Source organism: Robertmurraya sp. DFI.2.37, assembly GCF_029211245.1.
Classification (GTDB): domain Bacteria; phylum Bacillota; class Bacilli; order Bacillales; family Cytobacillaceae; genus Robertmurraya; species Robertmurraya methanolica_A.
Map to the genome: position 1 here is coordinate 59,552 of NZ_JARGEJ010000005.1, position 25,332 is coordinate 84,883.

Annotated in this window: 27 protein-coding genes and 2 riboswitches; of the genes, 15 read left to right on the forward strand and 12 right to left on the reverse strand. The window is 37.8% G+C overall.

Going from position 1 to position 25,332, the window contains the following annotated elements; all coding sequences use genetic code 11:
- The first annotated feature begins 57 nt into the window (after nt 1-57).
- Entirely contained in the window at nt 58-1,536 is a 1,479-nt protein-coding gene (locus tag PZE06_RS04250) for an alpha-amylase family glycosyl hydrolase (protein WP_150914640.1), read from the forward strand.
- A gap of 47 nt (nt 1,537-1,583) precedes the next feature.
- Here the strand turns inward: PZE06_RS04250 and PZE06_RS04255 are convergent, their stop codons facing one another.
- The 4 genes from PZE06_RS04255 to PZE06_RS04270 form a co-directional block, all read right to left on the reverse strand.
- Complete coding sequence (locus PZE06_RS04255) at nt 1,584-2,027, reverse strand: flavodoxin domain-containing protein (RefSeq protein ID WP_150914639.1); 444 nt, start codon at nt 2,025-2,027, stop codon at nt 1,584-1,586.
- On the reverse strand, nt 2,024-3,064 hold the full coding sequence (locus PZE06_RS04260; RefSeq protein ID WP_150914638.1) for a ribonucleotide-diphosphate reductase subunit beta: 1,041 nt from the start codon (nt 3,062-3,064) through the stop codon (nt 2,024-2,026). Before PZE06_RS04260 ends, PZE06_RS04255 begins: the two co-directional genes overlap by 4 nt.
- A 134-nt stretch (nt 3,065-3,198) precedes the next feature.
- Entirely contained in the window at nt 3,199-5,478 is a 2,280-nt protein-coding gene (locus PZE06_RS04265) for a ribonucleoside-diphosphate reductase subunit alpha (RefSeq protein WP_150914637.1), read from the reverse strand.
- Between the two features lie 160 nt (nt 5,479-5,638).
- Nucleotides 5,639-5,817: riboswitch (cobalamin riboswitch) on the reverse strand.
- 87 nt (nt 5,818-5,904) lie between these two features.
- Nucleotides 5,905-6,396, reverse strand: a complete 492-nt coding sequence (locus PZE06_RS04270; RefSeq protein ID WP_150914635.1) for a YajQ family cyclic di-GMP-binding protein — start codon at nt 6,394-6,396, stop codon at nt 5,905-5,907.
- A 127-nt stretch (nt 6,397-6,523) separates the two neighbouring features.
- On the opposite strand from PZE06_RS04270, the gene PZE06_RS04275 reads away from it, so the two are divergent.
- Nucleotides 6,524-7,390: a CvfB family protein gene (locus PZE06_RS04275; RefSeq protein WP_275791631.1), complete on the forward strand. Its 867-nt coding sequence runs from the start codon at nt 6,524-6,526 to the stop codon at nt 7,388-7,390.
- A gap of 217 nt (nt 7,391-7,607) precedes the next feature.
- Nucleotides 7,608-7,695: riboswitch (cyclic di-GMP riboswitch) on the reverse strand.
- Nucleotides 7,696-7,809: 114 nt separating this feature from the next.
- Here PZE06_RS04275 and PZE06_RS04280 read toward each other — a convergent pair.
- The 3 genes from PZE06_RS04280 to PZE06_RS04290 form a co-directional block, all read right to left on the reverse strand.
- Nucleotides 7,810-8,286 carry a hypothetical protein gene (locus tag PZE06_RS04280; protein WP_150914631.1) on the reverse strand — a complete coding sequence of 159 codons (477 nt, stop codon included), beginning with the start codon at nt 8,284-8,286 and terminating at the stop codon, nt 7,810-7,812.
- A gap of 643 nt (nt 8,287-8,929) precedes the next feature.
- Nucleotides 8,930-9,061, reverse strand: a complete 132-nt coding sequence (locus tag PZE06_RS04285) for a DUF3941 domain-containing protein (protein WP_150914629.1) — start codon at nt 9,059-9,061, stop codon at nt 8,930-8,932.
- Nucleotides 9,062-9,144: 83 nt separating this feature from the next.
- Nucleotides 9,145-10,005 carry a DegV family protein gene (locus PZE06_RS04290; protein ID WP_150914627.1) on the reverse strand — a complete coding sequence of 287 codons (861 nt, stop codon included), beginning with the start codon at nt 10,003-10,005 and terminating at the stop codon, nt 9,145-9,147.
- A 217-nt stretch (nt 10,006-10,222) separates the two neighbouring features.
- On the opposite strand from PZE06_RS04290, the gene PZE06_RS04295 reads away from it, so the two are divergent.
- Together PZE06_RS04295 and PZE06_RS04300 are read left to right on the forward strand one after the other, a co-directional pair.
- The gene (locus tag PZE06_RS04295) at nt 10,223-11,056 is read left to right on the forward strand and encodes a YitT family protein (protein WP_150914625.1); all 834 of its coding nucleotides are present in this window, start codon (nt 10,223-10,225) and stop codon (nt 11,054-11,056) included.
- A 118-nt stretch (nt 11,057-11,174) separates the two neighbouring features.
- Entirely contained in the window at nt 11,175-11,555 is a 381-nt protein-coding gene (locus tag PZE06_RS04300; RefSeq protein ID WP_150914623.1) for an intracellular proteinase inhibitor, read from the forward strand.
- A 31-nt stretch (nt 11,556-11,586) separates the two neighbouring features.
- Here PZE06_RS04300 and PZE06_RS04305 read toward each other — a convergent pair whose 3' ends face one another.
- The 3 genes from PZE06_RS04305 to PZE06_RS04315 all read right to left on the reverse strand — a co-directional run bounded on the left by PZE06_RS04305 (nt 11,587) and on the right by PZE06_RS04315 (nt 12,861).
- Entirely contained in the window at nt 11,587-11,772 is a 186-nt protein-coding gene (locus PZE06_RS04305) for a DUF3813 domain-containing protein (RefSeq protein WP_150914621.1), read from the reverse strand.
- A 2-nt stretch (nt 11,773-11,774) separates the two neighbouring features.
- On the reverse strand, nt 11,775-11,927 hold the full coding sequence (locus PZE06_RS04310; protein ID WP_191963152.1) for a hypothetical protein: 153 nt from the start codon (nt 11,925-11,927) through the stop codon (nt 11,775-11,777).
- A 115-nt stretch (nt 11,928-12,042) separates the two neighbouring features.
- Entirely contained in the window at nt 12,043-12,861 is an 819-nt protein-coding gene (locus PZE06_RS04315) for a Cof-type HAD-IIB family hydrolase (RefSeq protein WP_150914619.1), read from the reverse strand.
- Between the two features lie 316 nt (nt 12,862-13,177).
- Between PZE06_RS04315 and PZE06_RS04320 the strand changes: the two genes are divergently transcribed.
- The 3 genes from PZE06_RS04320 (at nt 13,178) to PZE06_RS04330 (ending at nt 16,080) form a co-directional block, all read left to right on the forward strand.
- On the forward strand, nt 13,178-13,975 hold the full coding sequence (locus PZE06_RS04320) for an alpha/beta fold hydrolase (protein ID WP_150914617.1): 798 nt from the start codon (nt 13,178-13,180) through the stop codon (nt 13,973-13,975).
- A gap of 231 nt (nt 13,976-14,206) precedes the next feature.
- Nucleotides 14,207-14,515, forward strand: coding sequence for a metal-sulfur cluster assembly factor (locus PZE06_RS04325; protein WP_150914615.1), 309 nt, complete (start codon nt 14,207-14,209; stop codon nt 14,513-14,515).
- 443 nt (nt 14,516-14,958) lie between these two features.
- Nucleotides 14,959-16,080, forward strand: a complete 1,122-nt coding sequence (locus tag PZE06_RS04330; RefSeq protein ID WP_095309989.1) for a TIGR04053 family radical SAM/SPASM domain-containing protein — start codon at nt 14,959-14,961, stop codon at nt 16,078-16,080.
- 106 nt (nt 16,081-16,186) lie between these two features.
- Here the strand turns inward: PZE06_RS04330 and PZE06_RS04335 are convergent, their stop codons facing one another.
- A complete protein-coding gene (locus PZE06_RS04335; protein WP_150914611.1) occupies nt 16,187-16,885 on the reverse strand; it encodes a Crp/Fnr family transcriptional regulator in 699 nt (232 codons plus the stop codon).
- A 452-nt stretch (nt 16,886-17,337) separates the two neighbouring features.
- Here PZE06_RS04335 and moaA point away from each other — a divergent pair, with 452 nt between their 5' ends.
- The 7 genes from moaA (at nt 17,338) to PZE06_RS04370 (ending at nt 23,222) form a co-directional block, all read left to right on the forward strand.
- Entirely contained in the window at nt 17,338-18,354 is a 1,017-nt protein-coding gene (gene moaA / locus PZE06_RS04340) for a GTP 3',8-cyclase MoaA (RefSeq protein WP_150914610.1), read from the forward strand.
- A gap of 409 nt (nt 18,355-18,763) precedes the next feature.
- Entirely contained in the window at nt 18,764-19,561 is a 798-nt protein-coding gene (locus PZE06_RS04345) for a methyl-accepting chemotaxis protein (protein WP_150914608.1), read from the forward strand.
- 30 nt (nt 19,562-19,591) lie between these two features.
- Complete coding sequence (locus tag PZE06_RS04350) at nt 19,592-19,726, forward strand: hypothetical protein (RefSeq protein ID WP_275791632.1); 135 nt, start codon at nt 19,592-19,594, stop codon at nt 19,724-19,726.
- A gap of 343 nt (nt 19,727-20,069) precedes the next feature.
- On the forward strand, nt 20,070-21,335 hold the full coding sequence (locus PZE06_RS04355; protein ID WP_150914606.1) for a molybdopterin molybdotransferase MoeA: 1,266 nt from the start codon (nt 20,070-20,072) through the stop codon (nt 21,333-21,335).
- Complete coding sequence (gene mobB / locus PZE06_RS04360; RefSeq protein ID WP_225310602.1) at nt 21,323-21,850, forward strand: molybdopterin-guanine dinucleotide biosynthesis protein B; 528 nt, start codon at nt 21,323-21,325, stop codon at nt 21,848-21,850. Before PZE06_RS04355 ends, mobB begins: the two co-directional genes overlap by 13 nt.
- A gap of 111 nt (nt 21,851-21,961) precedes the next feature.
- Entirely contained in the window at nt 21,962-22,399 is a 438-nt protein-coding gene (locus tag PZE06_RS04365; RefSeq protein WP_150914604.1) for a respiratory nitrate reductase subunit gamma, read from the forward strand.
- 97 nt (nt 22,400-22,496) lie between these two features.
- Nucleotides 22,497-23,222 (forward strand): YwiC-like family protein, encoded by a 726-nt coding sequence (locus tag PZE06_RS04370; protein ID WP_150914602.1) that lies wholly within the window; start codon nt 22,497-22,499, stop codon nt 23,220-23,222.
- Nucleotides 23,223-23,345: 123 nt separating this feature from the next.
- Here the strand turns inward: PZE06_RS04370 and PZE06_RS04375 are convergent, their stop codons facing one another.
- A complete protein-coding gene (locus PZE06_RS04375; RefSeq protein ID WP_150914600.1) occupies nt 23,346-24,038 on the reverse strand; it encodes a Crp/Fnr family transcriptional regulator in 693 nt (230 codons plus the stop codon).
- Nucleotides 24,039-24,273: 235 nt separating this feature from the next.
- Between PZE06_RS04375 and argC the strand changes: the two genes are divergently transcribed.
- Nucleotides 24,274-25,308, forward strand: coding sequence for an N-acetyl-gamma-glutamyl-phosphate reductase (gene argC / locus PZE06_RS04380; RefSeq protein ID WP_150914598.1), 1,035 nt, complete (start codon nt 24,274-24,276; stop codon nt 25,306-25,308).
- Nucleotides 25,309-25,332: the final 24 nt, after the last annotated feature.

Below are 25,332 nucleotides of genomic sequence, written 5' to 3' on the forward strand. Positions count from 1 at the left end.
TTAACGATAATCTTATAAACGGGGTATATTAAACGAATAGGGTAGGAGGAACGGTGAATGAAAAAGTATATTTTGTTCATTTTGATCCCGTTGCTTCTTTTTTGTGGACTACCAGTTGGTGCAGTAGAAAAAGAAGAGCATAGTTTTCAGGATGAATCTATTTATTACATAACGATTGATCGGTTTAACAATAGTGATTTTTCAATTGACTTTAGCGTCGATGCTGATGATCCAAATCGCTATCATGGCGGTGATTTTCAAGGAATTATTGATCGGCTTGATTATATTAAAGGGATGGGCTTTACAACAATCGGTCTATCTTCAGTATTTGATAATGAAGACAATGGGTATCATGGCAACTGGACAAAAGATTTTTATCAGGTTGAGGAGCACTTTGGTACTCTTGAAACATTGAAGAAGCTTGTACAAACCGCTCATGATCTAGGATTAAAAATTGTAATCGATTTTAATGTAAATCACGTCGGTCCGAATCATCCATGGGTAAGCGAGGCCGATAAACAAGATTGGTTTCGACAAGAAAAGGTTAATGGACTTCCTACTTTAGCACATGAAAATTTAGAAGTGAAAAATTATTTGCTTGAGATGGCAAAATGGTGGGTTGAAGAAACGAATATTGATGGTTTTCGACTGGAATATGTCGAGCATATTCCTGTTGATTTTTGGCTTGATTTTGCACAGGAAGTTCGAAAGGTGAAGGAAGATTTCTTTTTACTTGGAGATATCCAAACAGAGGATGCGGCTTTGTTGGAACGATATCAAAAAGTAGGTATTGATGGATTCCTTGATTATTTATCTAATAGTGATTTAAGGGCTGGATTTTCCAAACCTGATCAATCTCTGCAGGCGGTAGTCGAGCAGTCGCAACAAAATCAAGACATTTATGAAAATTCATCCTTGTTAACAAGATTTATGGATAATCAGCATGTACACCGTTTTACGAGGGATGCGGTCGTACAAAATGAGCATCCTGGTCCAAGATGGAAGATGGCTCTAACGTATTTATACACAACACCTGGTATTCCATTCGTCTTTTACGGGAGTGAGATTGCCTTGGATGGTGGAGAAGAGCCTGATAATCAAAGACAAATGGACTTTCGAACTGATAAGGAATTAATAGACTATATAACAAGTATCGCTAAAATTAGAAATGAAAATCCTATGCTAACAAGAGGAAGTATGGAAGTACTCTTTGAGCAGGATGGAATGATCGTTTTTAAGCGGGAATATGAAGGGGAAACTTCCGTTATTGCTATTAATAATACAACAAAGTCCCAATCGGTAACATTGAAGGAAGAACTGGAAGATGAAAAAGAACTTCGCGGATTGTTGAATGGTGATTTAGTGCGCAGTGAAGCTGGACAGTACCGAATCATTCTTGATCGAGAAATGGCAGAAATATATGTACTAACGGAAAAATCAGGACTCAATCTTCCGTTTATTGGAGCTACTGCAAGTGTCGTTATTTTGTTTATTGTCTTTTTGATTCTTGTCAAAAGGAAGGCTCGAAAACAATAAAGAAAATGGAGAAAAACTAACCTGTTTTTCTCCATTTTTTATTAAGGTTAAGCGGGAACGCTCATTCTCTCAATGATTCGTTCAACAAAGGTTGCGATTCTTCCCATATCGACGTCTTGTGGTAAAAGTTCCACTTTTAATGTAACAGCAAGATTTGTTCGCTCTTTTAAGCTGTCGCGAAAGGCATTTACAGCACCGCAAAATTTGGGATAGAAACTATCTCCGGTACCGAACACACCTGTGACAAGATGTTCCCAAGAACCACTCTCTAACTGAGCCTGTAATGGGACCATTTCTAGCGGTACTTCTCCATCGCCCCAAGTATAAGTTCCAATCAGGAGGCCATCAAATGTTAAGAGTGAATGTAATGGAAAATCCTCCACTCGATAACAAGAGATATCGAGTCCTTTTTGCTTGAACTGCTCCATAATTATACGTGCAAGCTCTTCCGTATTGCCACTGATGGAGCTATAGACGATAGCTAGCTTCATAGTTCATCAAACCCATTCGATTCAGTTACTTTCGTATAGGTTCTTGATTTTTGTTCGAAGAAATCAGATTTCGTTTCATTCATCATTTCATCGCTAAACACTTGAATCCATGGCATTGGGTTGTCACGACCACTATAATGGTTTTCGAGTCCTAATTGGCGAAAACGTTTATTTGCTAGATATTCAACATAACCTTCGAATTCTTCTAAATTGATTCCTTCAATTTCTTTTAAAATATAGCGGGCCCACTCCTTCTCTAATTCAACAGCGTCTGAAATGGAATGATAAACATATTGAATATTTTCTGGCGTATTAAGCTCTGGGTTTTCGGTTAACAAAATTCGGATGAATTGGGCAATAAAGTAGGCATGCTGCATTTCATCTCTTTGAATATAGCTTATCATCGTACTTGTCTTAAGCATTTTTTGTTGTCTAGCAAGATGATAGAAAAAGGCAAACCCTGCGTAAAAATAAATACCTTCTAAATTAATCGACTGAACCGCTAGTTGAAATAAATGCTGTGGAGTTGGTTCCTGACGGAAATTCTCATAGGCGATTAAAATGATTTCATTTCTTTTTCGGACAATCGGATCATCCTTTGCTTGATTAAAACGTTCAATTTGCTCGCTTAAAGGAATAAGTGAACTTAAAATATAGGAATAGGATTCATTATGAACCGCTTCTTGTTGAGCTATAACTGCAAAAATGGCTTTAAAGCTAGGGTCGGTTACATAATCCATAACTTGTGTCATCGTTGGCGTTTGCAGACTATCTAAGGATGCCAACTGCGTGTTGACCCGTAAAAACACGTCCTTTTCAATGGAGCTTAAATGATCCCATTGCTTAATATCATCTTGCATATTTATTTCTTGCGCCTTCCAAAAATTTGCTAGCAGTGTTTGATACATGCGATACATTTGTGGGTAGGCGATATCATTCCAGTTAAGGATACCAGATGCTTTACCGTTAATAATGCCTGTTGCTTTATTAGGAAATTCGGGATTTAATAATTTAATCTTTTTTAAAGTGCTAGTCATGAAAGAGGGCTCCCTTCTTTAGCTGTTAACTGTTGAAATTAGATTTTTATCAGAACAAGTCTCCAATTTAAGTTTGAAACTGGAGATTTCGTCATGCAGCGGTGCGATATTTAATGATGCTTTATGCTTTTTTATTAACTATGGCATGCTTCACATTCTTCAATTTCAGTTTGTGAGGTGCTGCGAACATAATAGGTTGTTTTCATGCCAGACTTCCACGCTTCTAGATGAAGCTCAAGCAGCTCCTTTGCTTTAATATCGTGGCGCACATAAAGATTGAAACTAATGGCTTGATCGATGTGCCGCTGTCTAGCAGCGTTTTGCTTAATGCTCCATTTTTGATCAAGTTCATGCCGAACTTTACGATAGTAATAATAAGTTTGATGATTTATATCTGGTGCTGTCACCTTAAATTTAAAGTTTTTCTTCTCCTCTGCATATTCGAGGGCATAGAGCGGATCGATACCGTCTGTTGAGCCACCGATTTTTGCTGTAGAAGAATTAGGGGCAACTGCCATCATCCAGCCATTTCTTACCCCAAATGCTTGAATGTTTTCCCGGAGCTCAGCCCATCTAGACGTTGTATATCCTTTGCGTTGAAAATAGTCTCCTGATTCCCATTCAGACCCTTTAAATAGGGAATACGCTCCTTTTTCTTTCGCTAATTCCATCGATGCTTTAATCGTGTAGAAAGCGATGTCCTCATAGACTTCATCGGCATAATGAACAGCTTGAACTGATTCCCACTCGATACCTTTTAAGGCAAGGAGATGATGCCAACCAAAGGTTCCAAGTCCGACAGCTCGATATTTCGCGTTCGTTGCTTTAGCTTGGTGGACAGAAATATCATTTATATCAATCACGTTGTCTAGCATTCTCATTTGAATGGCAATTAATCGTTCTAAAACATTCGCTCTGATCGCGTTTGGCAAATGGATGGAGGAGAGGTTGCAAACGACGAAGTCCCCAGGCTTTCTAATTATTACGATATTTCCATCTGCATCTGTAAATTCGCTTTGAATCGTAGTTGCTGACATGTTCTGACTAATCTCCGTGCACAGATTACTGCAAAATATCGCTGTACGTCCATGTCCAAGCACATGCTTATTCGGGTTTTGTCGATTAACTTCATCGCGATAAAACATGTAAGGCGTTCCTGTTTCCAGCTGAGCAACCATGATACGAACCATAATATCCATTGCCCGGTATGTTTTACGGGGAAGAAGTGGATGGTTGACAGCCTCCTCATATTTTTGTGTGAAAAACTTTTCATCTGTTTCGTCGTAAAAATCCTCTAAACCAAGTGGATTTCCGTTTTCATCTTTCCAACCCATCATTTGTTTTACTTGATGAGGACAGAAGGTGTGCCATTCCCCAATACTTTTTCCATTTTCATCGACCTCTTCGATCTTTTTCATGAAAAGGTCAGGAATGGAAACGCCTGTAAAAATATCGTGCGCTTTTCTTCGCTCGTCGCCGTTATTTGTTTTTAGATCTAAAAAGCCGTTCATAATATCTTTATGAAAAATATCTAAATAAATGGCGACAGCACCTTGCCGTTGACCAAGCTGATCGACGCTCACTGCAGTGTCATTAATTAAGCGAATCCAAGGGACGACCCCTGAAGAATTTCCTTTAAACTTTTTAATATCGGAGCCGAGCGCCCTTACTTTTCCATAGTAAATTCCGATACCCCCGCCATCCTTACTCAATCGAGCGATATCCCAGTTGTTTAAGTAAATGCCGTCTAAGGAGTCGTCCACTGTGTCAATAAAACAGGAGGAGAGCTGACCATAGCTTTTACCGGCATTTGCTAGAGTTGGTGTAGCAACGGTCATATACAAGTTGCTTAAGGCCCAATATGCTTCTTTCACATACGACAATCGCTTTTGCCTTTCTTCATTTTTCATTAAGGTCATGGCGATGATCATGAACCGTTCCTGTGGAAGTTCATATACATTTTGATGATAGTCCTTTGCTAAATAGCGATCGGCTAAAAGAAATAATCCCATATATGTAAAAAGGGAATCTTTATCTGGGTCAATTTCTTGTCCCAATTGTTCAATTTCCTCCTTACTGTAGGCTTGAAGGAGATCGTTTGAGTAAATTCCAATATCGCTTAAGTATTGAATAAGATGGAAGAAATCACCATATTTTTCGTTAGGTTCATACTTGCGAGAGGTTGCCGCTTTTTCGTAAAGCTCAAGCAGGAGCATATGTGCAGCAAGAAAAGTCCAGTTTGGTTCGATCATATCGACATGATTTAATGCATATTGGAGAACCGTTTGCTTGGAAGTACGTTCGTCTGTTGTAAGCAGCTGTTGTTCAATTTCCGTAACATTTAGGTTGTATTTTTTTGCCGTGTTCTTCAGGGCTTCAAGTACCCTTTCATTTTTGGTTGCGATTGTACTCATTGTTCAAAATCTCTCCCTTAATTTTTCGGAAGAGAGAAAGGTAACTAAAAAACCCACCTTCAAAAATGAAGATGGGTTAAAACGCTGATATTTAGTAGAAAAGGAACAAGCCTTTTTTGCTTAAACACCTTCGTTTTACCTTCCCAACTCCCGAAGAAGATAATGACGTATAAAAAAGGCAGGTCTCCTGACTTGTGCTTCATCCTACTTTAGGTCCTTCCCATCGAGATGATAGTGGCTTTTCCTATTTCGTCACACTTACAGTTGCGGGTACAGTTCTGGATTCTCACCAGATTCCCTATTAAGTCTATTTAAGACACCTAATTTATCGGTTGTATACTATATATTGTGGTATATGGTTGTTTTACTTACTATATATGTAAGATTGTTTTATTATAAGTGATCTATTTTAAAATGACAACCGTTTTAGCGATAATTTACAAATTGAACATCGATTGATAAATCGGCTTCTTTTACTGCAGCGATAATTGCTTGCAAGTCGTCGCGGCTTTTCGCTGTAACCCGAACTTGATCATCCTGCACTTGGCTTTTAACCTTTAAACCGCTATTTTTAATTAAAGTATTGATTTTTTTGGCATTTTCTTTATCGATTCCTTGCACAAGCTTTGCTCGTTGTCTTACAGTTCCTCCAGACGCGCCTTCAATTTTTCCATAATCAAGATTCTTAATGGGAATGCCTCTTTTAATCATTTTACTGAGGAGAACATCCTTTAATTGTTCGAGCTTGTATTCATCATCTGATACAAGGACAAGTTCTTCATTATCAAGGGTTACTTTACTCTTGCTTCCTTTAAAATCATACCGTGTGGAGATTTCTTTCATCGTTATATTAATTGCATTCGTCACTTCGGAAAAATCTACTTTTGATACAATATCAAATGAGCTATCTTTTGCCATCATGAGCCCTCCTTTAAATACATGTATAATTTCCCTTCTAGGCTCCATTATAGTAAAATATAGCAGTTCAAACAACTTTCGGAAAGACTACTTTCGCATGAAGTGTAAAATAGAGGAGTGTATGGCAATGGCTTTAAATGATTATGTAGGGCAGGTATTAACTTTAACGGTTGCAAGGTATGCCCAGTTTGGCTACTTTTTAACGGACGGAGAAGAAGATGTTCTAATGCATGAAAATGATACGGAGCTTGAATTAAATGAGGGCGATGAAGTTGAGGTTTTCTTGTATGCTGATTCCCATGGGCGAGCCTCAGCAACATCAACGATTCCGAAAATCAAGGTGGGCGAGTACGGCTGGGCAAAGGTTAGTGATACAAAGCCGGGACTCGGTGTATTTTTAGATATTGGCATCAATAAGGACATGCTTTTAGGGGAAGAGGATTTACCAACGAAGCAGTCCGTTTGGCCAATGGTCGGAGATTTGCTTTATATCACATTGCGTGTCAATCGAAATAATCGGATTTATGTGAAGCTTGCTACGGATCCTGTCATTGATGAAAAGAGAGTCAAGGCAACCCGTGCTGATTTTAATAAAAATATTCAAGGGCATATTTATCGTACGGCAAAGGTAGGAAGCTGGATTTATACTGCGGAAGGCTTTAAAGGTTTTATTCATGAGTCACAGCGTCTAGCTGAACCGCGACTCGGTGAAAAAGTTGAGGGAAGGATTATAGATGTAAAAGAGGATGGAACGATCAATGTTTCGTTAACTCTACGGAAACAAGAAGCGTTAGGGACAGATGCAGAGAAAATCTATTCTTATTTGCAGTCTAGAAATGGCGCGATGCCATATGGAGACAAAAGTATGCCAGAAGATATCGAAGAGCGCTTCGGATTGAGCAAAGGTGCTTTTAAAAGGGCTCTTGGCAAACTGATGAAGGACGGTCTTGTTTATCAAGAGGATGGCTGGACTTATGAGAAGAAGGAAAATTAAGATTGTTTGGTCGTCACCCATAACTTTTATATTGTGAAGGAATAGAGCAAACCGTAACAACAATATAAAAGTTTCTCCCTGCAGCAGTTATATCAACGCATAAAAACACCCCGAATTAGGGGTGCGGTGTATTTGAGCTTGGAGAAACCCTCACCAAAGTGGATACATTGCTTTATATAGAAAGACCTGCCACATCAGGCGGGTTAAATATGTCATCTTGGGTAGCACTTGCTGTCATTGTGCGTTTGCACTGTAGATCCTTTGCTTTGCTGCTTTATCTTTCAATAAGTGTGCCTTGTGCTATTGATTTTCTAAAGTGGATAACATTTTAGCAAGTCGAAAAGTGTAAGGAGAAAGGAGCCAAGGTATCATTTACATTATTGCAGCTCTTTCCTTAATGTCTCATAGTGTCTAAATATTCATAAGTCGATATTTCTCAACCAGATATTTTTAACCACCTTATCGATTTCACCGTTGGATTTCCTAATGACCTTGAGGGATATTCCATTTTTTGTCGCATGATTACGATTATCGACAAAAGTGGCATTATCTCCATCGTTAAGATAATGAATTGGTTTGTTATCGAATATCCATTGCTTGTTAGCTTTATCATAAGAAACGCCATAGTTTAAGTAAGCATTTAAAGAAGTATCAACATAGTTGGAATCGCCTTCAGAAGAGGCATTAGTAGAGCCATTAAGATCATTTCCATTATGCTCAACGGCGCTACTTGCGCCGCTTACTTTATGTACAGAACTATTTTCCTGTGCAGCACCCTGTTTATTAGAAGTTTGTCCATTTTTCATAGATTCCGTGTGTTTATCAAAGTTTTCTTGACTGACAAGTGTAATACCAGTTAGCTCATAATCGGTATTTTGGACAGCTTTTAAATTCACGACACCGTTTGTTCGGGTAAATGATTTGTATGTGCCATGCAGCCAATTTATCAGAAAAGTATCACATTAGCTTACCGTCATAGTAGAAGCTGTCAGTTTATTTGTCATAAGTCATGCTTTTGGGACATACCCCTCAGCAAATCGAGGAAATTAATAACAATCATAGCAATGGATAATATTTACCAGGAGTTACACTTCCGGAAGAAGTTGTGGTCTCTAAAAAGGCAAACAAGGTAAGAATGACCATAATTATAAATTTTATGTAGATGCACCTACAAAAATTGCTTGTTGGCAGACTACCTCAAGCCATGCCACATCGGGGGCCAAATTAACCCGATGTGACCGTTGCTATATAAAAAACACCGCCCATCGTTTCACTAAGGCGGTGTCTAGTGTAGTGTGTTGTTTTGCAGTTTTCTAATAGGTTGAGCAAACCACCAGTGTTAACTGGTCGTATGCCTTTTAAGATACGATAGGTCTCTAGGTTTGGCGCTTAGCAAACTTCAGTTCTCATCCAATGATAAGTCGAAATTTAATTCCTCAAACATCGGATCTTCATTGAAAAGAAGTCAATCCAGATTGGATGACGATTGTTAAAGAAGCTCTATTGAGTTTCCTTGCAGAGTTTTAAAGCTTTTCACTTCTAGAGATGGTCTGTTTTTTTCGAATACTGACGTTTTCCTGCTTTGCGATTCTTTTCTCGCATCATATTTTTTTCGTGGCGTAAGGCGTTATGATCTTGCGCTTTTTTGTCATTATCAGAAGTATGAGGCATGACAAATACTCCTTTCTATCGAAGAGTTGTCTTATTGTCTGCCATTTGAAAAAGGAGTATGTAACTCAAAACTTTCCAGTGTTTTAAGCTGGGAGCTCGTTAAGAAAAAAGAAAGCAATTGTCCCTGGTCCAGTATGGGAACCAACAGCGGCGCCGATGTCTGTAATAACTATATCCTCAACATTAAGTTCTGCTTTGATTTGCTCTTTCATATCGAACGCTAAATCAAGACAATCAGCATGACTGATTCCAATTGTTTGCTTATCAAAATGCTGTCCTCGTTCTTTCATCACTTCAATAATTCGGCGAAGAAGCTTTTTTTGTCCTCGATGCTTTTCGATGGGAATCAATTTGCCGTCTTCCATATTAAGCAGAGGCTTGATGTTTAAAAGTCCGCCCATAAAAGCAGAGGCTCTCGATAATCTGCCACCCTTTGCTAAGTGGTTGAGATCATCTACTGTAAATAAGTGCTCCATATGCTCACAACGAAATTTAATATCTCTTTCAATTTCCGCAAAGGATGCACCGCTTGCAGCAAGCTTTTGCGCTTCCATAACAACTAATCCGCAGCCAAGAGAGGCGCATTTTGAATCAATAATCGATAAGTTGAAGTCTGGATATTCTTCCTTCACTTGATTGCGAATCATTACAGCCGTTTGATAGGTACCGGATAGCTCAGATGAAAAGGCGATATAGATTCCTTCTTCCTTATTCTTTGCCATTTCCTTAAAATATTGCTCGAATTTTAACGGTGAGGCTTGGGATGTCTTCGGCATTTCCCCAGAGCGAATCGCCTTATAGACGGTTGATGGATCGATTGTTAATAAATCCTCGTATTCCTGTTCACCTAAGTGGACACCAAGAGGAAAAAGGGTGACGCCATTTTCTTCATAAAAATTCAACGGCAAATCACATGCGCTGTCAGCTAAAATTTTTACTGACATAGACTACACCTGCTTTCAAATCATTTCTTTTAGTTTATAGAATTTATCAGAAAAACTCAATGAATACTAGTAAAATGGTGTGTTGAAAAAAATATAGTACGTTTTCGCACAAATTGGCTGCATGAGAATGGACAAAGATCATGTTGCTTTGATTAAAGAAAATAGGGAATTGCAATAATAAAGATATAATCGTTTTGCTGACGGAAGAAAAAAGGAGATGGTCATCCTGCTTCATGCGAAAAAAATGATTGTCGTCGTAATCGGAGCCCTTTTAAATGCCATTGCGATGAACTTATTTTTAATTCCTGCCAATGTGTATGCAAGTGGTTTCACAGGGACAGCACAGCTGCTTTCAAGCATTTTGGGTGGAAGTATTTCTACCGGAATTTTATTGTTTCTTTTGAATGTGCCAGTGACGATTCTTGGTTGGCTAAAAGTGGGGAAATCATTTACATTATACAGCTTTATTAGCGTCGCCTTAATGTCGATATTTTTAGAGATTATTCCCGTCTACCAGCTTTCCTCTGATATCCTCTTAAATGCCGTATTTGGAGGAGTGATTTCAGCAGTCGGAATTGGCTTTACCTTAAAATGGGGAGCGTCAACTGGAGGATTGGATATTATCGCAATGGTGCTTTCAAGGATGAATGATCGCCCAGTGGGAACTTATTTTTTTATGTTAAATGGGTTAATTATTATCACCGCTGGATTCCTATACGGTTGGGAAAAAGCATTATATACACTTGTCACCCTGTATGCCTCTACGAGAGTAATCGATGCCATCCATACAAGGCATGAAAAATTAACAGCAATGATTGTGACAAAGAGAGCGGAAGAGTTAACAGAAGCGATTCATTCGAGGATGTTAAGAGGCATTACGATGATTCCAGCAAGAGGAGCATTTACCAAAGAAACAAAAGATATGTTGATTATCGTGATCACACGATATGAATTATTTGAATTGGAACAAATTATTAATGAAGTGGATTCCCACGCTTTTACGAATATTGTACAAACCGCAGGGATAGTTGGCTTTTTTCGCAGAGATTAACTGGCATGAATAGAAATGTTCGCTTGTATACTTTAGTACGAACTCCCTCTGCCCAGTTTCAGTGGTCAGGCCTAGTTAATTGAAAAAGAGTAAGCAAACTTGAACAGGAGGAAACGTGATGTTAAAGCAATTTACTTTGTTATTCCTGATTCCCATTTTCGTGAATTTATTTTTTGGCAATGTGCAGCAAGAAGAAGAGAAATTAATTTTTCAAAATGTTCAGGTGGAAGGTGAGCTTGGAGAGTACCGTGTTAAAGGAAAAGTGAGTGCAAATACAGGAAAGTTATTTTATACCGTTGAGGATGGACATTATCAATATATTGATGAAAAGGTGCTACCGTTGGCAGAGAAAGATTCATCTATGGCTTTATTCGAACTGGAGATTAAAATTGCAAAAGAGAAGCTTCCGCAAAATGCAACCCTAATTCTTCATTTATACGAAAAGGATGAGGATGGAAGGATTATTCATTCTAAGCCGGTTGTGTTAGAACAAATATAGAAAGCTGGCTCCTTGGGGCCAGCTTTCTATATTAAGTCAAATGATCAAGCTCATTTTGCAGCTGAGTTAATAATCGTTGTTCAGCTATAGTTGAATTGGCAAATGCTGAAGAAATCGCGTTTCTGGCCCGTTCAACAGCAGTATGCTGACCACTGCCAGTCGAATTTTTAGCCATATCTACAGCATTTCTCGCTTCGATAAAAAGCCGGTTAGCCATCGTTAAATTCCTCCTAATGAGGAGTTTTTCACATTTGCCATTTTCTTAGCCTCTGCTTCTGCATAGGTGGTATGATAAGGAATGCGTTCATCATGTTTCGAAACAGCGTCAACCCCGCGTTGTACAAAACGTCTAGATTTGCTACTTCTTCCCATTGCAATCCCTCCAGCATTGAGCTTGTGAAACAGCTAGCAGCCGTTTCATATCTTAGTATGCTCACTACCTGCATTTCATACAAGGGGAACATTCTGGTTAATCGCCATTATTGCTTTATAATGCTTTCAGATTTAGCAGTTCATTTAAATAAACAGCTACACCATCTTGTTCGTTTGTTAATGTCATATCGTTGGCAATATTTTTTAATTGGTCAATAGCATTCCCCATTGCGACTCCACGTCCAGCATACTCAATCATCTCTAAATCATTGTCTTCATCTCCAAAAGCGATAATCCGCTCCTTCGGAATATTCATATAGTCGGAAACCCTTTGTATTCCAACAGCTTTATTTTGCCCATGTCTAACAATTTCGATGACATGCCACGGAGCAGCCCAGCTTCGATGGTCTATCAATTCAGCATGAATATCGGAAAGGTGAGAACGAATCGTTTTTAAATGTTCTTCCTCAGTATGGATAAGCATACTCGTTGGAGAATCAGTTAAAAATTCTCGTAAGTCTCCTGTTGTAATGGATGGATTCCCCATTGAAAATACATCCAAAAGTTTCTCATCATGATAATGGAAATAGACCTGATCAATGACTTCAGCAACGATATTATGGAATTGATAATGGTAACAAATATCGACTACTTCTTTTGCAACTTGAATATCTAATGGAGTGTGATAAGCGCCCCAATTTTTGGCAAGAGGATGGTGGACAAAGGCTCCATTAAAATTAACAATTGGTGTATTCAAATTTAGTTCATGATAATATTGTTCACTGGAACGATAAGGTCTTCCAGTCGCAATCATAACGACATGCCCATCTTCTTTTGCTTTTTGAATGACTTTTTTTGTTGCTTCTGACAACGTTTTGTCATCTGTTAATAAAGTGCCATCTAAATCTAATGCAATTAAATGTTTTTCAGCCATAAGCGTCTCCTTCGTTATGATGTTATATTTTATCCATCTGCTTTGTGAAGTGTTGATTTTATCAATCATATTGTTTAACAAAGCTTATTATTAACGCAGACGAGAGCATTAATGAATGGATTAATGTAGGTCTTATCCTAAGTGTAAAGCTTTAGGATTTTATTCGTCTACATGTTACACTAAAAATATAGGAAAACTTTACAAAATTGAGAATCCACATTCGCATAGTAAATGTGTGCCTACTTATAGGTTACCAATTTTCGCAAAGTTTTGTAAAAGAATTTGTTTATCATCATTTGTTTGGAGGGGCTCGCAGTTGATCATTATAGAGAATAAATCAATCGCTGATATTCCATTATTACATGTAGTAGAGCAGCAAAACAATGAGAAGTCTCTTCCGTTGATTTTGTTTATCCATGGCTTTGAAAGTGTCAAGGAAAATAATTTGCATTATGCTTATTTATTGGCAAGCAAAGGATTTAGAGTAGTGATGCCGGAAGCGATCTATCATGGAGAGAGACAAACAGGATTAAATTCCTTAGAGATGAATATTAAGTTCTGGGAAATTGTCACGAAAACGATTGATGAGCTTCAATTAATAAAAGACTATTATGAAAGTGAAAATAAAATTAATCCAAATCAAATTGGGCTGGCAGGAACATCTATGGGAGGCATCATTACTTTAGGTGCGTTAACTCAATATCCGTGGATAAAAGCTGCTGTCAGCTTAATGGGGATGCCTTATTATGAACGGTTCTCTCAATATCAAATTGAACAATTTGCCGCCAAAGGGGTGCAGCTTCCTTTTACAGAACAAGAAAAAGAAGCAATTCTGGAGCATTTAAGGAAATATGATTTAAGTATGCAGACGGAAAAATTGCATGAACGCCCATTGCTGTTTTGGCATGGAATGAAGGATCCGATTGTGCCGTATACGTACACATATCAATTTTATGAGAGCATTAAGCCACTCTACCAGCAAAGTCCAGAACGGCTTCAGTTTATTACGGATGAAAAGGCCGATCATAAAGTAAGCCGAGTCGGTGTCCTCAAGCTTGTCGAATGGTTTGAAAAACATGTAAAGGAAGCGGAGATCCTCGAGGTTACTACTTAAACAATTGTGTTGAGCAAACGATTATTAGCTTATTTCCTCGCAGCACCTCATGACTCAGAAAACCTTTTCAGCATAATTGAAGGGGTGAGGTCTTGATTTCACAGGAAGCAGCAACGTAGAACAAAGCCAAGAAAATGTTGGAATAAGGTTATTGTTTGAAAACGATGGCTTCTTTGTCTAAGATGATAGGTATAATGAAGTAAGGAAAAAACAAAATGAGGAGTGAAAGAGATGGAACAAGAATTAAAAGATAGCATTATGGGTGCATTAGAACTTGTTGTAGACCCAGAGCTTGGCATAGATGTTGTAAATTTAGGTTTAGTGTACGATGTAGAAATGGATGATGAAGGTTTAGCAACAGTAACAATGACCTTAACCTCTATGGGATGTCCGTTAGCAGGAACGATTGTTGATCAAGTCAAGGCAGCCCTTGCTGAAATTCCAGAAGTAAAAGACACAGAAGTGAACATTGTTTGGAACCCACCTTGGACAAAGGACAGAATGTCTAGATATGCTAAGATTGCATTAGGAATTCGCTAATAATAAAAATAAAGCATGATGATCCCTAGTTTTAGAACGTAATGAAAAGAAAGGGGCTTTCAGTGTTGAGGATATTTAAATTTCCGGTATGGATAGGAACGTTATTTTTTGTTTTATCTTTCTGGTTGTTTCTTTATATGGACTCCCCACAACCTTATTTCGCAGGTCTTTTAGTTGCGTTCTTTGCGTTTGAAATGACATTTTTGTATCGTGCTAACAAGTATACTATAAAGCTAAATCATCATAAATTGTGAATTTTTTCTAATTTTTATTGAGCCCATTTAGTCCGAAGCTGCGGTTTCGAACTGAATGGGCTCAAAATCGTTAATATTTCCGTTCTTTTGTGATCTCCTTCACTTTTTTATGAAATGGGAAAGCGTATACTTCCTGTATGGGGCTTTTTTGGTTTAATAGGTCCATTGAAAAGAAGGGAGTCATTGTAAATGATATTTACGAGAGATTTTCATAAAGACCCTTTTATCGTAATTTGGGAACTTACAAGGGCTTGTCAATTGAAATGTCTACATTGCCGGGCAGAAGCCCAATATAAAAGAGATCCGAGGGAACTTACATTTGAGCAAGGGAAGGATTTAATTGAGCAAATTTATGAGATGAATAATCCTATGCTTGTATTTACAGGTGGGGATCCTCTAATGCGCCCGGATGTTTTTGATATCGCTGAGTATGCTGTCAAAAAAGGAGTTCGGGTGTCTATGACCCCGAGTGCAACCCCAAATGTGACGAAGGAAGCGATAGAAAAGGCTAAAGAAGTTGGACTTTCACGCTGGGCTTTTAGCTTGGATGGGCATAACGCCAAAATACACGACCATTTTAGAGGTACTGACGGCTCATTTGACTTAACAATGGAGAGAATTCGTTATTTGCATGAGCTGGAGATACCGATCCAAATAAATACGGTTATTTCAAGGTATAATGTTGAATACTTAAATGAAATGGCACAATTAATTGAAGAACTAGACTGTGTGTTATGGAGTGTTTTTTTTCTTGTGCCAACTGGAAGAGGACAGGAAAGTGACATGATATCACCAGTGGAACACGAGAAGGTATTTATATGGCTTCATGATTTAAGCAAACGGGTTAAGTTTGATATCAAAACAACTGCCGCTCAGCATTATCGCCGTGTATTTATTCAGCAAAAGATGCGGGAAGCAAAAGGACAAGCAGATGAAATTCGTTATTTAGATGCTTTAACTGAGCAAGGCTTAACCGGTTCGATTGATGGTTTAGGAAGAGCCCCAAAAGGAGTCAATGATGGAAATGGATTTGTCTTTATTTCTCATATCGGCGATGTTTATCCGAGCGGCTTGCTGCCAATAAAAGCTGGAAATGTGAAGGAACAGCCGTTGGCAGAAATTTACCGTGAATCTCCTATTTTCAAGGATTTGCGAAATCCAGATAAATACAAAGGCAAATGTGGCGTTTGCGAATTTAGATACGTTTGTGGCGGGTCCCGTTCACGAGCTTACGCAATGACCGGGGATTATTTAGAAAGTGAGCCATTCTGTGTCTACATTCCAAAATCGTTAAGACAAAAACAAAAATAGAGTGTCGTGGTGGTGTCCCTAGAAGTTTATTATTGCACTAACTTTTGGGGGAACGCACGGCTCACTCTATTTTTATCATTGCATAAAAAGCGACAAAGAAGTGGAATTACTCAATATTGCAATAGATGATCGGGCAATCTTCACAGCCAATCTCGTCCTTTAAAAACTGTAAATCATGAATGACAATTTTCCCTTTGGCAACGGAAATGATATTCTCCCTTTTTAGTTCGTTCAATATCCGGTTCGTACTCTCACGGGAAGTGCCGCAAAAATTGGCAAGTTCCTGATTGGTTAAAGGTAAGTCGATTAAAATTCCATCGGATAAATGAACTCCATAGCTGTTTGTCATTCTGATAAGAGTGGAGTATAGCGCACCTTTTTTGCCATTGAGAACGAGGTCGCGAAACTTTGTTTGCGTTTTCCTAGAGTGATCACTCATCCACTTCATAAATTCAAAAGCAAGTGAACCGTTTCGAAGCATTTCCTTTTCAAGAGTATCTTTTTTGACAGCTGCTATTTCCGCGTCATCAATAACAAGGGCGTTTAACATATATTTGGGGGAATGTGTAAAAATCGATAGTTCCCCACAAATATCATTCGTACTGCATATCCGTAATGACAACTCTCTGCCATCTGCTGAAATTTTGCTGATCTGGATTTTTCCTGAAATAATGATGTAAACTTCATTTGCAGTCATTCCTTCTTGATATAAAAAAGTTCCTTTAGTCATTTTAAAGCGTCGGTCGGTCAATGTAAGCATTTCTTTTATTTCCACTGATTGCGTGGCTTTTAATTGGTACGTCATTTGACTCGCCCCTTTGTTTCATCATCCGAAAACATCTTTGTTCCCTAAGAATGCCCTATATAAATGGGAGTGTCAATTGAATCACTGAATATTTAACAATATGTTCACGTTTTAAATAGTAATAATAAATCGGTTATTTTCATGGTTAGAGAATTTTGTTAATATAAGGGATTAGCAAAAAATAAGTAAGACAGTAAGAAGTTTTCATTAGCAATAAAAGTCGAATCTGTCAATGAAAGATAAATTTTGTATTGATAACATAAAAGCAAACAGAGGAAATAATGAAATAGGAAAAATTGGTAAGTTGTTGACAAGTTTATGACAATAATTCAATTTAGCACTATAAATTTAGGTTTTATGATGTAATAACATTATGATAGTGAGAAAGGTAACAGTAATCGAGATAAGCAATTGTTAATATAATAGATAAACCACTCTATAGTATGGAGTTGATGGGATTGGCGAAAGTGAAGGATAGACTAAACAGACCATTAAGGGATTTGCGAATTTCTGTAATAGATCGATGCAATTTTCGCTGTCAATATTGTATGCCGGCTGAAATTTACGGCCCTGATTTTGTATTTCTTCCTAAAAGTGAATTATTATCATACGAAGAAATTGAAAGATTGGCGAAAATCTTTGTTGAATTAGGGGTCGAGAAAATTCGCTTGACTGGTGGAGAGCCTTTGCTGCGCAAAGATCTCCCATATTTAGTTAAGTTGCTCTCGAGAATTGATCATTTAAAAGATATCGGTTTAACGACAAATGGAGTTCTCCTACCTAAGTATGCAAAGGAATTGCGAGCGGCTGGATTAAAACGTGTTAACATCAGTTTAGACAGTCTAAAAGATGAATTGTTTGGTCAGATCAATGGACGGAATGTGGGGGTCGGACCTGTCCTTAAGGGGATAAAAGCTGCTCAAGAGGCAGGACTTGGCGTGAAAATCAATATGGTTGTAAAAAAAGGTTTGAATGATTCAGAGATCATTCCGATGGCTCAATATTGCAAGGATAATGGTTTACAGCTCCGCTATATTGAATTTATGGATGTTGGGAGTTCCAATGGCTGGAAAATGGATGATGTTGTGACGAAAAAAGAGATTTATGACATTTTGCGGGAACACTACTCCTTAATTCCAGTTGATCCAGATTATTATGGCGAAGTGGCAAAACGTTATCGCTATCAAGGAACAGATATTGATGTTGGCTTCATTACATCTGTGTCAGAGTCCTTTTGTTCAAGTTGCACACGCTCAAGATTGTCCGCAGATGGCAAAATTTATACATGCCTCTTTAATGGGAATGGTCATGATTTAAGAGATTTTATGCGCTCGGGTGTTAATGATAAACAATTGGCAGAGCGAATTTGTGAGGTCTGGAATGGCAGAGATGATCGCTATTCAGATTTAAGAACGGCAGAAACAGTTGCCAATCGCAAAAAAATAGAAATGTCTTATATTGGTGGATAAATAGGCTGGCTCAAAAGGTCATGAAAGACGACTTTTTGTAGTCAGTTTTTTTCGTTCAAGGAATGAAAAAGCTCGTTAATTTATTTGATAAGTTATTTAGCGACGAGCTGGGTTTCTCAAAAGCAATGAACAATTTTTAAAATTTAAGTGTGAGGAGCGTCCGAAAACGTTTTTATTGTTTCCAATGAGTTTACATTTTTAATTTCAGGAAGGAGCTTTGTGTTTTTCAATATTAGAAATTAAAAATACAGGAATATAGACCTAATTATATAGAAATAAATATAAGAAAAATTTCATGTTTTGTTAAATGATGCCGATATAGTATGTGACTAATGTCACTTAGGCCGTTTTTGTAATGTGCCATGATGAATGAAAAATAGAGATGTTTTAGGAGAACGGAGGAAGTAAGATGTTTAAAGGCAGCCAGATGAAGAAATTATTGATGGAGAATCAACAATTGAAAGATGAAATAAATAATTTGAAAGAAACGGTAAGGGAGAAGGAAGAGACACTGACCGAATTGATGAAGGAGCTTCAGGAAGAGTTGGTCACAACGATTGAACAACATGAAACGGTGAATGGGCAACATGGTCTACTGGGAGCTTTAGTGGAACAAATTAAAGGTCATTTTGAAACAGTTAGCGAATTGGTAACGAGTTCAGGTCAATGCGCGAATCAGTTAAATGAGACAGGAAGAGAATTGCATCAATCTGCCGATGTACTCAAAAAGCGCGGTGAAGAAGGTCAATTGATTGTTAAGGATTTAGAAGGGTTAATGCAAAATCTTGGTGGGGAAATTAAAACCAATATGGATTCTATTATGACAGTAGGAGAGCGTTCAAAAGAAATTGACGACATTGTCTTTTTAATTAAAGGTATTGCAGAGCAAACGAATTTACTTGCTTTAAACGCCTCAATTGAAGCAGCAAGGGCGGGAGAATACGGAAAAGGGTTTTCAGTTGTGGCAGAAGAAGTTCGAAAGCTAGCAGAAGAAACGTCAACAAGTTCACATAATATTATGGAGCTGACGAAAAGTTTTCAAGGTGATATTGAAAAGGCAGTTGATAATACGAAAGAATGCTTTGATCTTGTTCATTCTGGAATCGAATTAAGTGAAAAAACAACTGAAAAAATGACTGAAGTGGCAAAAATTATTGATAACGTTAAAGCAAAGGTAGATGATGCAAGTGGCATTATCGCTAGTTAAAATAATTATTGTGAAAATACATTAAATGAAATGAACTTAACAAGTCGGATTTTTGAAGAAATCGAAGGCTTGATTGTAAAGCATATAGAAGATGCTCAAATAGTCGATGACAAACTGGCGAATGGTGTTAATCATTTAAAAAAGCAGGGGCTTGAACAAGGATAAATACTATTTTGTTAAGAATGAATGGATTTTTTAAGCACAATCCAATTTTAATCTCACGTGATGAAAAATGGTGGAATTTTAAGGGCAAGATTAAATGGATAAGATGCATAAAATCCAATACATCTTCAAACTAGTTAAACAATATAGTTTCTAACTTGCAAATAATAAAAACCTTCACTCTCACAATATTGTGATATTTGTCCTGTAGAACACATTTATGTACGATTATAATAGAGAGTATACAGTCATGGATTATATGAGGCATACTAGCAAATATTTGTTAAGTGGGCCGGTATAAATGGGACTCAGTAAAAAATTTACGTACATAGATGGAGTGGTTGAGATGGTAGAATTCAGAAAACCGATCCCAATTGGGGAAGCAGTTTCTCGCATTATGGCAAATAATATTGAAGGAAAAACCGAATTTGTCTCAGTAAATGAAAGCTATGGACGCTTTCTATCGGAAGACTTACTGGCAACAAATGATGTACCTCATTTTGATCGGGCACCGTATGATGGCTATGCAGTGCGCTCAATTGATACGGAGGAGGCGAGCCGTGATAATCCGATAGAATTTGAAGTGGTTGATCATATTGGAGCAGGACTTGTCTCAAATAAAAGTGTTGGTCCATTTCAGGCGGTTAGAATTATGACTGGAGCACAAATGCCAGAGTCTTGTGATTGTGTTGTCATGCTAGAACTTGCAAGAGATTATATTAAAGATGGCAAGTCTTACATGAGTACAAAGCGTAAGCATCGTCCTGGTGAAAATGTTTCCCGTCGTGGCGAAGATGCCCGAACAGGGGAAGTTTTAGTAGAGAAAGGAACAAAAATTAACCCAGGCATTCAAGCAATGCTTGCTACCTTTGGCTATGCGAAGGTTCATGTTGCAAAGAAGCCGAAAGTTGGGCTGTTTGCAACCGGAACGGAATTGTTATCTGTAGACGAGCCGTTGCAGCCAGGGAAGATTCGAAATAGTAATTCATATATGATAAGTGCACAAATTGAAAGAGCTGGTGCAGAAGTTTTTTACTTCGGCACGCTTCCAGATGATTTTGATACTTGTTTTGCAGCAGTAAAAGAAGCGCTACATAAAGTAGATTTGCTTGTGACAACAGGCGGTGTATCTGTTGGAGATTTTGACTATTTACCTGCTATTTATGAAAAACTTAATGCTACGGTTTTATTTAATAAAGTAAGCATGCGCCCAGGAAGTGTGACAACAGTAGCGGAATTGGACGGCAAGATTCTATTTGGATTATCGGGGAATCCGTCTGCTTGCTATGTAGGGTTTGAACTTTTTGCCAGACCGGTGATTCGGAAAATGCTTTTCTCGCCAAAACCGCATCTCCGAAAAGAAAAAGCAATACTTGATGTCGATTTTCCCAAAGCAAATCCATTTACTCGTTTTGTTCGAAGCAAATTATCGGTATCAGACGGGAAGCTAATTGTCACCCCGAGTGGTTTGGATAAATCGAATATCGTCATGAGTTTAGCTGGTGCCAATTCTTTAACCGTCCTCCCAGGTGGGACGAGAGGATTTTCGGCTGGAGATGAAGTAGCTGTACTCATGCTTGAAGATCACGAAGGAAGCGAATGGCCATGGTAGATGCTACTATTTTTCAAATAGTAGGATATCAAAATAGTGGGAAAACAACCTTTATCAAGAGATTAATTTCACAATTGCAGCAGAGTAATCTCTCGATTGTAACATTAAAGCATCATGGTCATGGCGGAAAACCAGATTTTCAAGAAGAGAAGGACTCACATCAGCATTTGAAAGCCGGTGCCGTTGCTTCTCTTGTAGAAGGTGCTGGCCATTTGCTAGTGCATGCGGAAAAAAGCAGTTGGTCTCTTGAAGAGAAGTTACAGCTGCTGTCTTTTTTTCGCCCTGATCTTATTTTAATCGAAGGGCACAAAAAAGAACGATATCCTAAAGCAGTATTAATTCGAAATCGAGCTGATGTAGAATTACTTCAGAAACTCGACAATATTCGTGTGATTTTTTATTGGGATGAGAAATTATTGGAGGCAAGTAAAAATGTGGCAGACATTAAACGCTTCTCTATCGAAGATCCAGTTGGGTATGAATGGGTAGCCAATTATTTGCAGTTCAAAAAATAGTCGAAAAATGTTAAAAAAATTGTCAAAAACGTAACTTTTATCACTGTGTTCTCTCTTGAATCTTACTACTATATTTGTAAGGGCTTTTATGAGCGATGGGGAGAGAGAAAAATGGATTTACTGCAAATAATCATATGGTTAATCTATCCGTATGTCGTAGTTGCTGTTTTGGGAATGGCGCTGATCTGGCGGGTTAATGGGCCTTCGGTGCAAGAGGAGATGAAGTTCCTTTATAAGCTAGGTTTGATCGTCAATCGAATGATTCTTGTGTTAATGGTATTAAGCTTTCTTTCAGGTTTCGGTGTCATTGCCTTTTACAGTATGACGAATGAACCAGAGAAGCTCTTTTATTGGGTTAGAAGCTTAGTATATTTGCAACCTGATCTCGATTTAATTGGCAGTATCTCCTTTTTGTCACGCACACATTTCCTTTTATTATTGACATTTTTGTTGGCTTTGTCGTTCTCTAAATATATCGGATTATTATCGAGACCAATACAACTTTTTAAACGTAATTGGTCGAAATCAATGAGAACTGGCTTAAAATGAACATTGTGTGTCAAACTTTATATATGTGATGTCATTCACTCCTCTTCTTTTCTTGTCTCGATATAGTTATGATAGGAAAAGAAAGGAGTGTTTTTTTATGAAATTATTTTTACCAAAGCAGCATGGTGCTTGGGCCATGTTAATCATACCATTTTGGCTTTCAGTGGTAGCATCTGGTTTTATCTGGCAGCACATCCCTTTATTTAGCGGCTGGCTGCTGTTATATTTGGCAACATTTCCAATGCTACAAATGGCAAAAGGAAAAAATCTCTCTTTTTATCGAAAGTGGACTTTCATTTATTTAATCCCAGCTGTCTTACTTTTGATGATCCCTTTCGTGACAAGGCCTTCCATTGCTATATTTGGTTTGTTGATGCTTCCGTTCTTTATAGTTAATTTATATTTCTCGAAAAAGAAGCAAGATCGGGCATTATGGAATGATTTTAGTGCTATCATTGTATTTTCCATTGGTGGCTTGGCCAGTGGATTTTTAGCAAATGGGAAAATTAATGAAGCGACCATTCTAGTCTTTATTACATCGCTCCTATTTTTCATCGGCTCTACTTTTTATGTAAAAACAATGATTCGCGAAAAGAAAAATATAGTATATAAGTGGATTTCCTGGATTTATCATGTGTTTGTTCCGATTTTTTTTCTCCTTATTGGTTTTTCGATAGTGGCTATTGCATACGTTCCAAGTTTAGTAAGAGCAATTTATTTTTATGGCAAGCCCTATTCTATGAAAAAAGTAGGGGTTCTTGAAATTGTCAATTCTATTCTATTTTTTATCGTGAACATTTTTGCAATTAGCTTTGTTAAATAATATTGATGAAAAATGATTTGGCTCATTTTGTGTGAAAGCAAGCTCCCATACGAAATGAGCCAAAATATGTAACAGCAAAAAATCGGTCTCAATTGAAAATTGAGGCCGATTTATAGTACAGAGCTATTCGATATTACAAATATCGATCGGACAATTCTCACAATCGATTTCAAGTTTTATATAATCTAAATCGTGGATCGTAATAATTCCTTTATCGATGCTGATTATTCCAGCTTTACGCAACTCACTTAATAGGCGATTAACCACTTCACGGGATGTTCCGCAAAAATTGGCTAATTCTTGGTTAGTTAGCGATGAATTGATGATAATTCCAGCTTCTGTGTGAACACCGTAACTATTTGACAGACGAATTAAAGTTGAATAGAGCGCACCTTTTTTGCCATGTAAAACGAGATCGCGAAACTTTGTTTGAGTTTTGCGATGTTCCTGACTCATCCATCTCATAAACTCTAAGGCGATGGCGTGATCTTCCCCGAGTTTCTTCTCTAAATCATTTTTGAAGATAACAGCTACTTCTCCACTTTCTATTACCTTTGCATTTTGCATATGGGTTTGGGCAGAACAAAACAAAGAGAGCTCTCCAATGAGATCTCCTTGCGAAGCCATTCTTAATGTTAACTCCCGTCCATCTGGAATCATTTTGCTCATTTGTATCTTTCCGGTAATCACAACGAATAGCTCATTAGCTTTGCTGCCCTCTTGAAACAGATATGTCCCCTTTTCCATTTTACGAATATGATGAACTGTTTCTAAAAGGGATTGAAGTTCGTTAGATACTTTCGTAAATGCTTGCATGCTATTACCCCCTTCTGTGAGGCAAAAAACTCTCCCTATAAACAGTTTAGAAATAAACATATATGTAGTCAACCAATTTACAGCACTTCCGGTTAATCCTTCCTATATTTTTATTAATTTATAAAAACGGGTTGCTTTTAGAGGTATGAGTTCTTATAATAAGAACAATATAAAATTAATAAAAATTAATAAAACTGATTAAATATACATATTTTTGATAAGGAAGGGATAAGGGATGAGGACATCAATAATAGGTACGACAGGGTATGGTGGTGTTGAACTACTTCGAATACTGCATCGTCATCCTGTATTTAAAATACAGTCGATTCATTCTACGAAGGATGAGGTTCCGATTTGGCATGAGTATCCACACCTTTATCAAATTTTAGGGAAACAGCTAGAGAAAATTGATGTGGAGGAAATTTCTGCAAAGAGTGATCTTGTATTTTTAGCGACCCCGTCTGGTGTTTCTAGCAAGCTAGTTGCTCAATTTCTCCATCACAATATTAAAGTTATTGATTTATCCGGAGATTTGCGATTAAAAAAACCAGGTGAATATGAAGCATGGTATAAAAAAACAGGCGCCGTTCCGTCCGTTGTAGAAGAAGCGGTTTATGGGTTAAGTGAATGGAATGAAAAACAAATTGAGAAAGCGAGATTCATCGCGAATCCTGGATGCTATGCAACTGCTGTCCTTTTAGGATTAGCGCCAGTGGTAAAAGAAAAATTAATTGTTCCTGACTCCATTATTATAGATGGAAAATCAGGCATTTCTGGTGCCGGGAAATCATTGACAAAAGCCTCTTTGTTTGCAGAGGTGAATGAAAATTTTAAGATTTATAAGGTTAATGAACATCAGCATACACCAGAGATCGAACAACAATTACTCGAGTGGAATGAGAACATAGAACCGATTACATTTAGTACCCATCTTTTACCGATAACAAGAGGAATCATGGCAACGATCTATGTTAAGCTCCGAGCACAAGCGAATACAGAGCAGCTTGTTGCTTTGTATAAGGAAGCATATAAGGGAAAACCGTTTGTAAGAGTTCGACCGCATGGAAATTATCCATCTGTAAAAGAAGTTCAAGGTTCAAATTATTGTGATATTGGTTTGAATGTAGATGAGCGTACAGGACGATTAACGATTGTTTCTGTCATAGATAATTTAATGAAAGGAGCAGCAGGTCAGGCCGTGCAAAATGCGAATATCCTCAATCGTTTAAACCCGGCTACAGGCTTAGAAATGCTGCCTCTATATCCGTAAAATGTCGAAGAAACGGTTTGAAAA

What these genes read in the sequence shown, in the direction of transcription:
- PZE06_RS04250 (WP_150914640.1), top strand. Translation starts at nt 58, where the DNA reads ATGAAAAAGTATATTTTGTTCATTTTGATCCCGTTGCTTCTTTTTTGT.
- PZE06_RS04375 (WP_150914600.1), bottom strand. Translation starts at nt 24,038, where the DNA reads ATGCAAGCATTTACGAAAGTATCTAACGAACTTCAATCCCTTTTAGAA.
- PZE06_RS04255 (WP_150914639.1), bottom strand. Translation starts at nt 2,027, where the DNA reads ATGAAGCTAGCTATCGTCTATAGCTCCATCAGTGGCAATACGGAAGAG.
- PZE06_RS04290 (WP_150914627.1), bottom strand. Translation starts at nt 10,005, where the DNA reads ATGTCAGTAAAAATTTTAGCTGACAGCGCATGTGATTTGCCGTTGAAT.
- PZE06_RS04370 (WP_150914602.1), top strand. Translation starts at nt 22,497, where the DNA reads ATGAAATTATTTTTACCAAAGCAGCATGGTGCTTGGGCCATGTTAATC.
- moaA (WP_150914610.1), top strand. Translation starts at nt 17,338, where the DNA reads ATGGGATTGGCGAAAGTGAAGGATAGACTAAACAGACCATTAAGGGAT.
- PZE06_RS04365 (WP_150914604.1), top strand. Translation starts at nt 21,962, where the DNA reads ATGGATTTACTGCAAATAATCATATGGTTAATCTATCCGTATGTCGTA.
- PZE06_RS04305 (WP_150914621.1), bottom strand. Translation starts at nt 11,772, where the DNA reads ATGGCTAACCGGCTTTTTATCGAAGCGAGAAATGCTGTAGATATGGCT.
- PZE06_RS04350 (WP_275791632.1), top strand. Translation starts at nt 19,592, where the DNA reads ATGAACTTAACAAGTCGGATTTTTGAAGAAATCGAAGGCTTGATTGTA.
- PZE06_RS04355 (WP_150914606.1), top strand. Translation starts at nt 20,070, where the DNA reads ATGGTAGAATTCAGAAAACCGATCCCAATTGGGGAAGCAGTTTCTCGC.
- PZE06_RS04335 (WP_150914611.1), bottom strand. Translation starts at nt 16,885, where the DNA reads ATGACGTACCAATTAAAAGCCACGCAATCAGTGGAAATAAAAGAAATG.
- PZE06_RS04345 (WP_150914608.1), top strand. Translation starts at nt 18,764, where the DNA reads ATGTTTAAAGGCAGCCAGATGAAGAAATTATTGATGGAGAATCAACAA.
- PZE06_RS04275 (WP_275791631.1), top strand. Translation starts at nt 6,524, where the DNA reads ATGGCTTTAAATGATTATGTAGGGCAGGTATTAACTTTAACGGTTGCA.
- argC (WP_150914598.1), top strand. Translation starts at nt 24,274, where the DNA reads ATGAGGACATCAATAATAGGTACGACAGGGTATGGTGGTGTTGAACTA.
- PZE06_RS04265 (WP_150914637.1), bottom strand. Translation starts at nt 5,478, where the DNA reads ATGAGTACAATCGCAACCAAAAATGAAAGGGTACTTGAAGCCCTGAAG.
- PZE06_RS04330 (WP_095309989.1), top strand. Translation starts at nt 14,959, where the DNA reads ATGATATTTACGAGAGATTTTCATAAAGACCCTTTTATCGTAATTTGG.
- PZE06_RS04260 (WP_150914638.1), bottom strand. Translation starts at nt 3,064, where the DNA reads ATGACTAGCACTTTAAAAAAGATTAAATTATTAAATCCCGAATTTCCT.
- PZE06_RS04285 (WP_150914629.1), bottom strand. Translation starts at nt 9,061, where the DNA reads ATGCCTCATACTTCTGATAATGACAAAAAAGCGCAAGATCATAACGCC.
- mobB (WP_225310602.1), top strand. Translation starts at nt 21,323, where the DNA reads ATGGCCATGGTAGATGCTACTATTTTTCAAATAGTAGGATATCAAAAT.
- PZE06_RS04315 (WP_150914619.1), bottom strand. Translation starts at nt 12,861, where the DNA reads ATGGCTGAAAAACATTTAATTGCATTAGATTTAGATGGCACTTTATTA.
- PZE06_RS04270 (WP_150914635.1), bottom strand. Translation starts at nt 6,396, where the DNA reads ATGGCAAAAGATAGCTCATTTGATATTGTATCAAAAGTAGATTTTTCC.
- PZE06_RS04300 (WP_150914623.1), top strand. Translation starts at nt 11,175, where the DNA reads ATGTTAAAGCAATTTACTTTGTTATTCCTGATTCCCATTTTCGTGAAT.
- PZE06_RS04295 (WP_150914625.1), top strand. Translation starts at nt 10,223, where the DNA reads ATGGTCATCCTGCTTCATGCGAAAAAAATGATTGTCGTCGTAATCGGA.
- PZE06_RS04310 (WP_191963152.1), bottom strand. Translation starts at nt 11,927, where the DNA reads ATGGGAAGAAGTAGCAAATCTAGACGTTTTGTACAACGCGGGGTTGAC.
- PZE06_RS04325 (WP_150914615.1), top strand. Translation starts at nt 14,207, where the DNA reads ATGGAACAAGAATTAAAAGATAGCATTATGGGTGCATTAGAACTTGTT.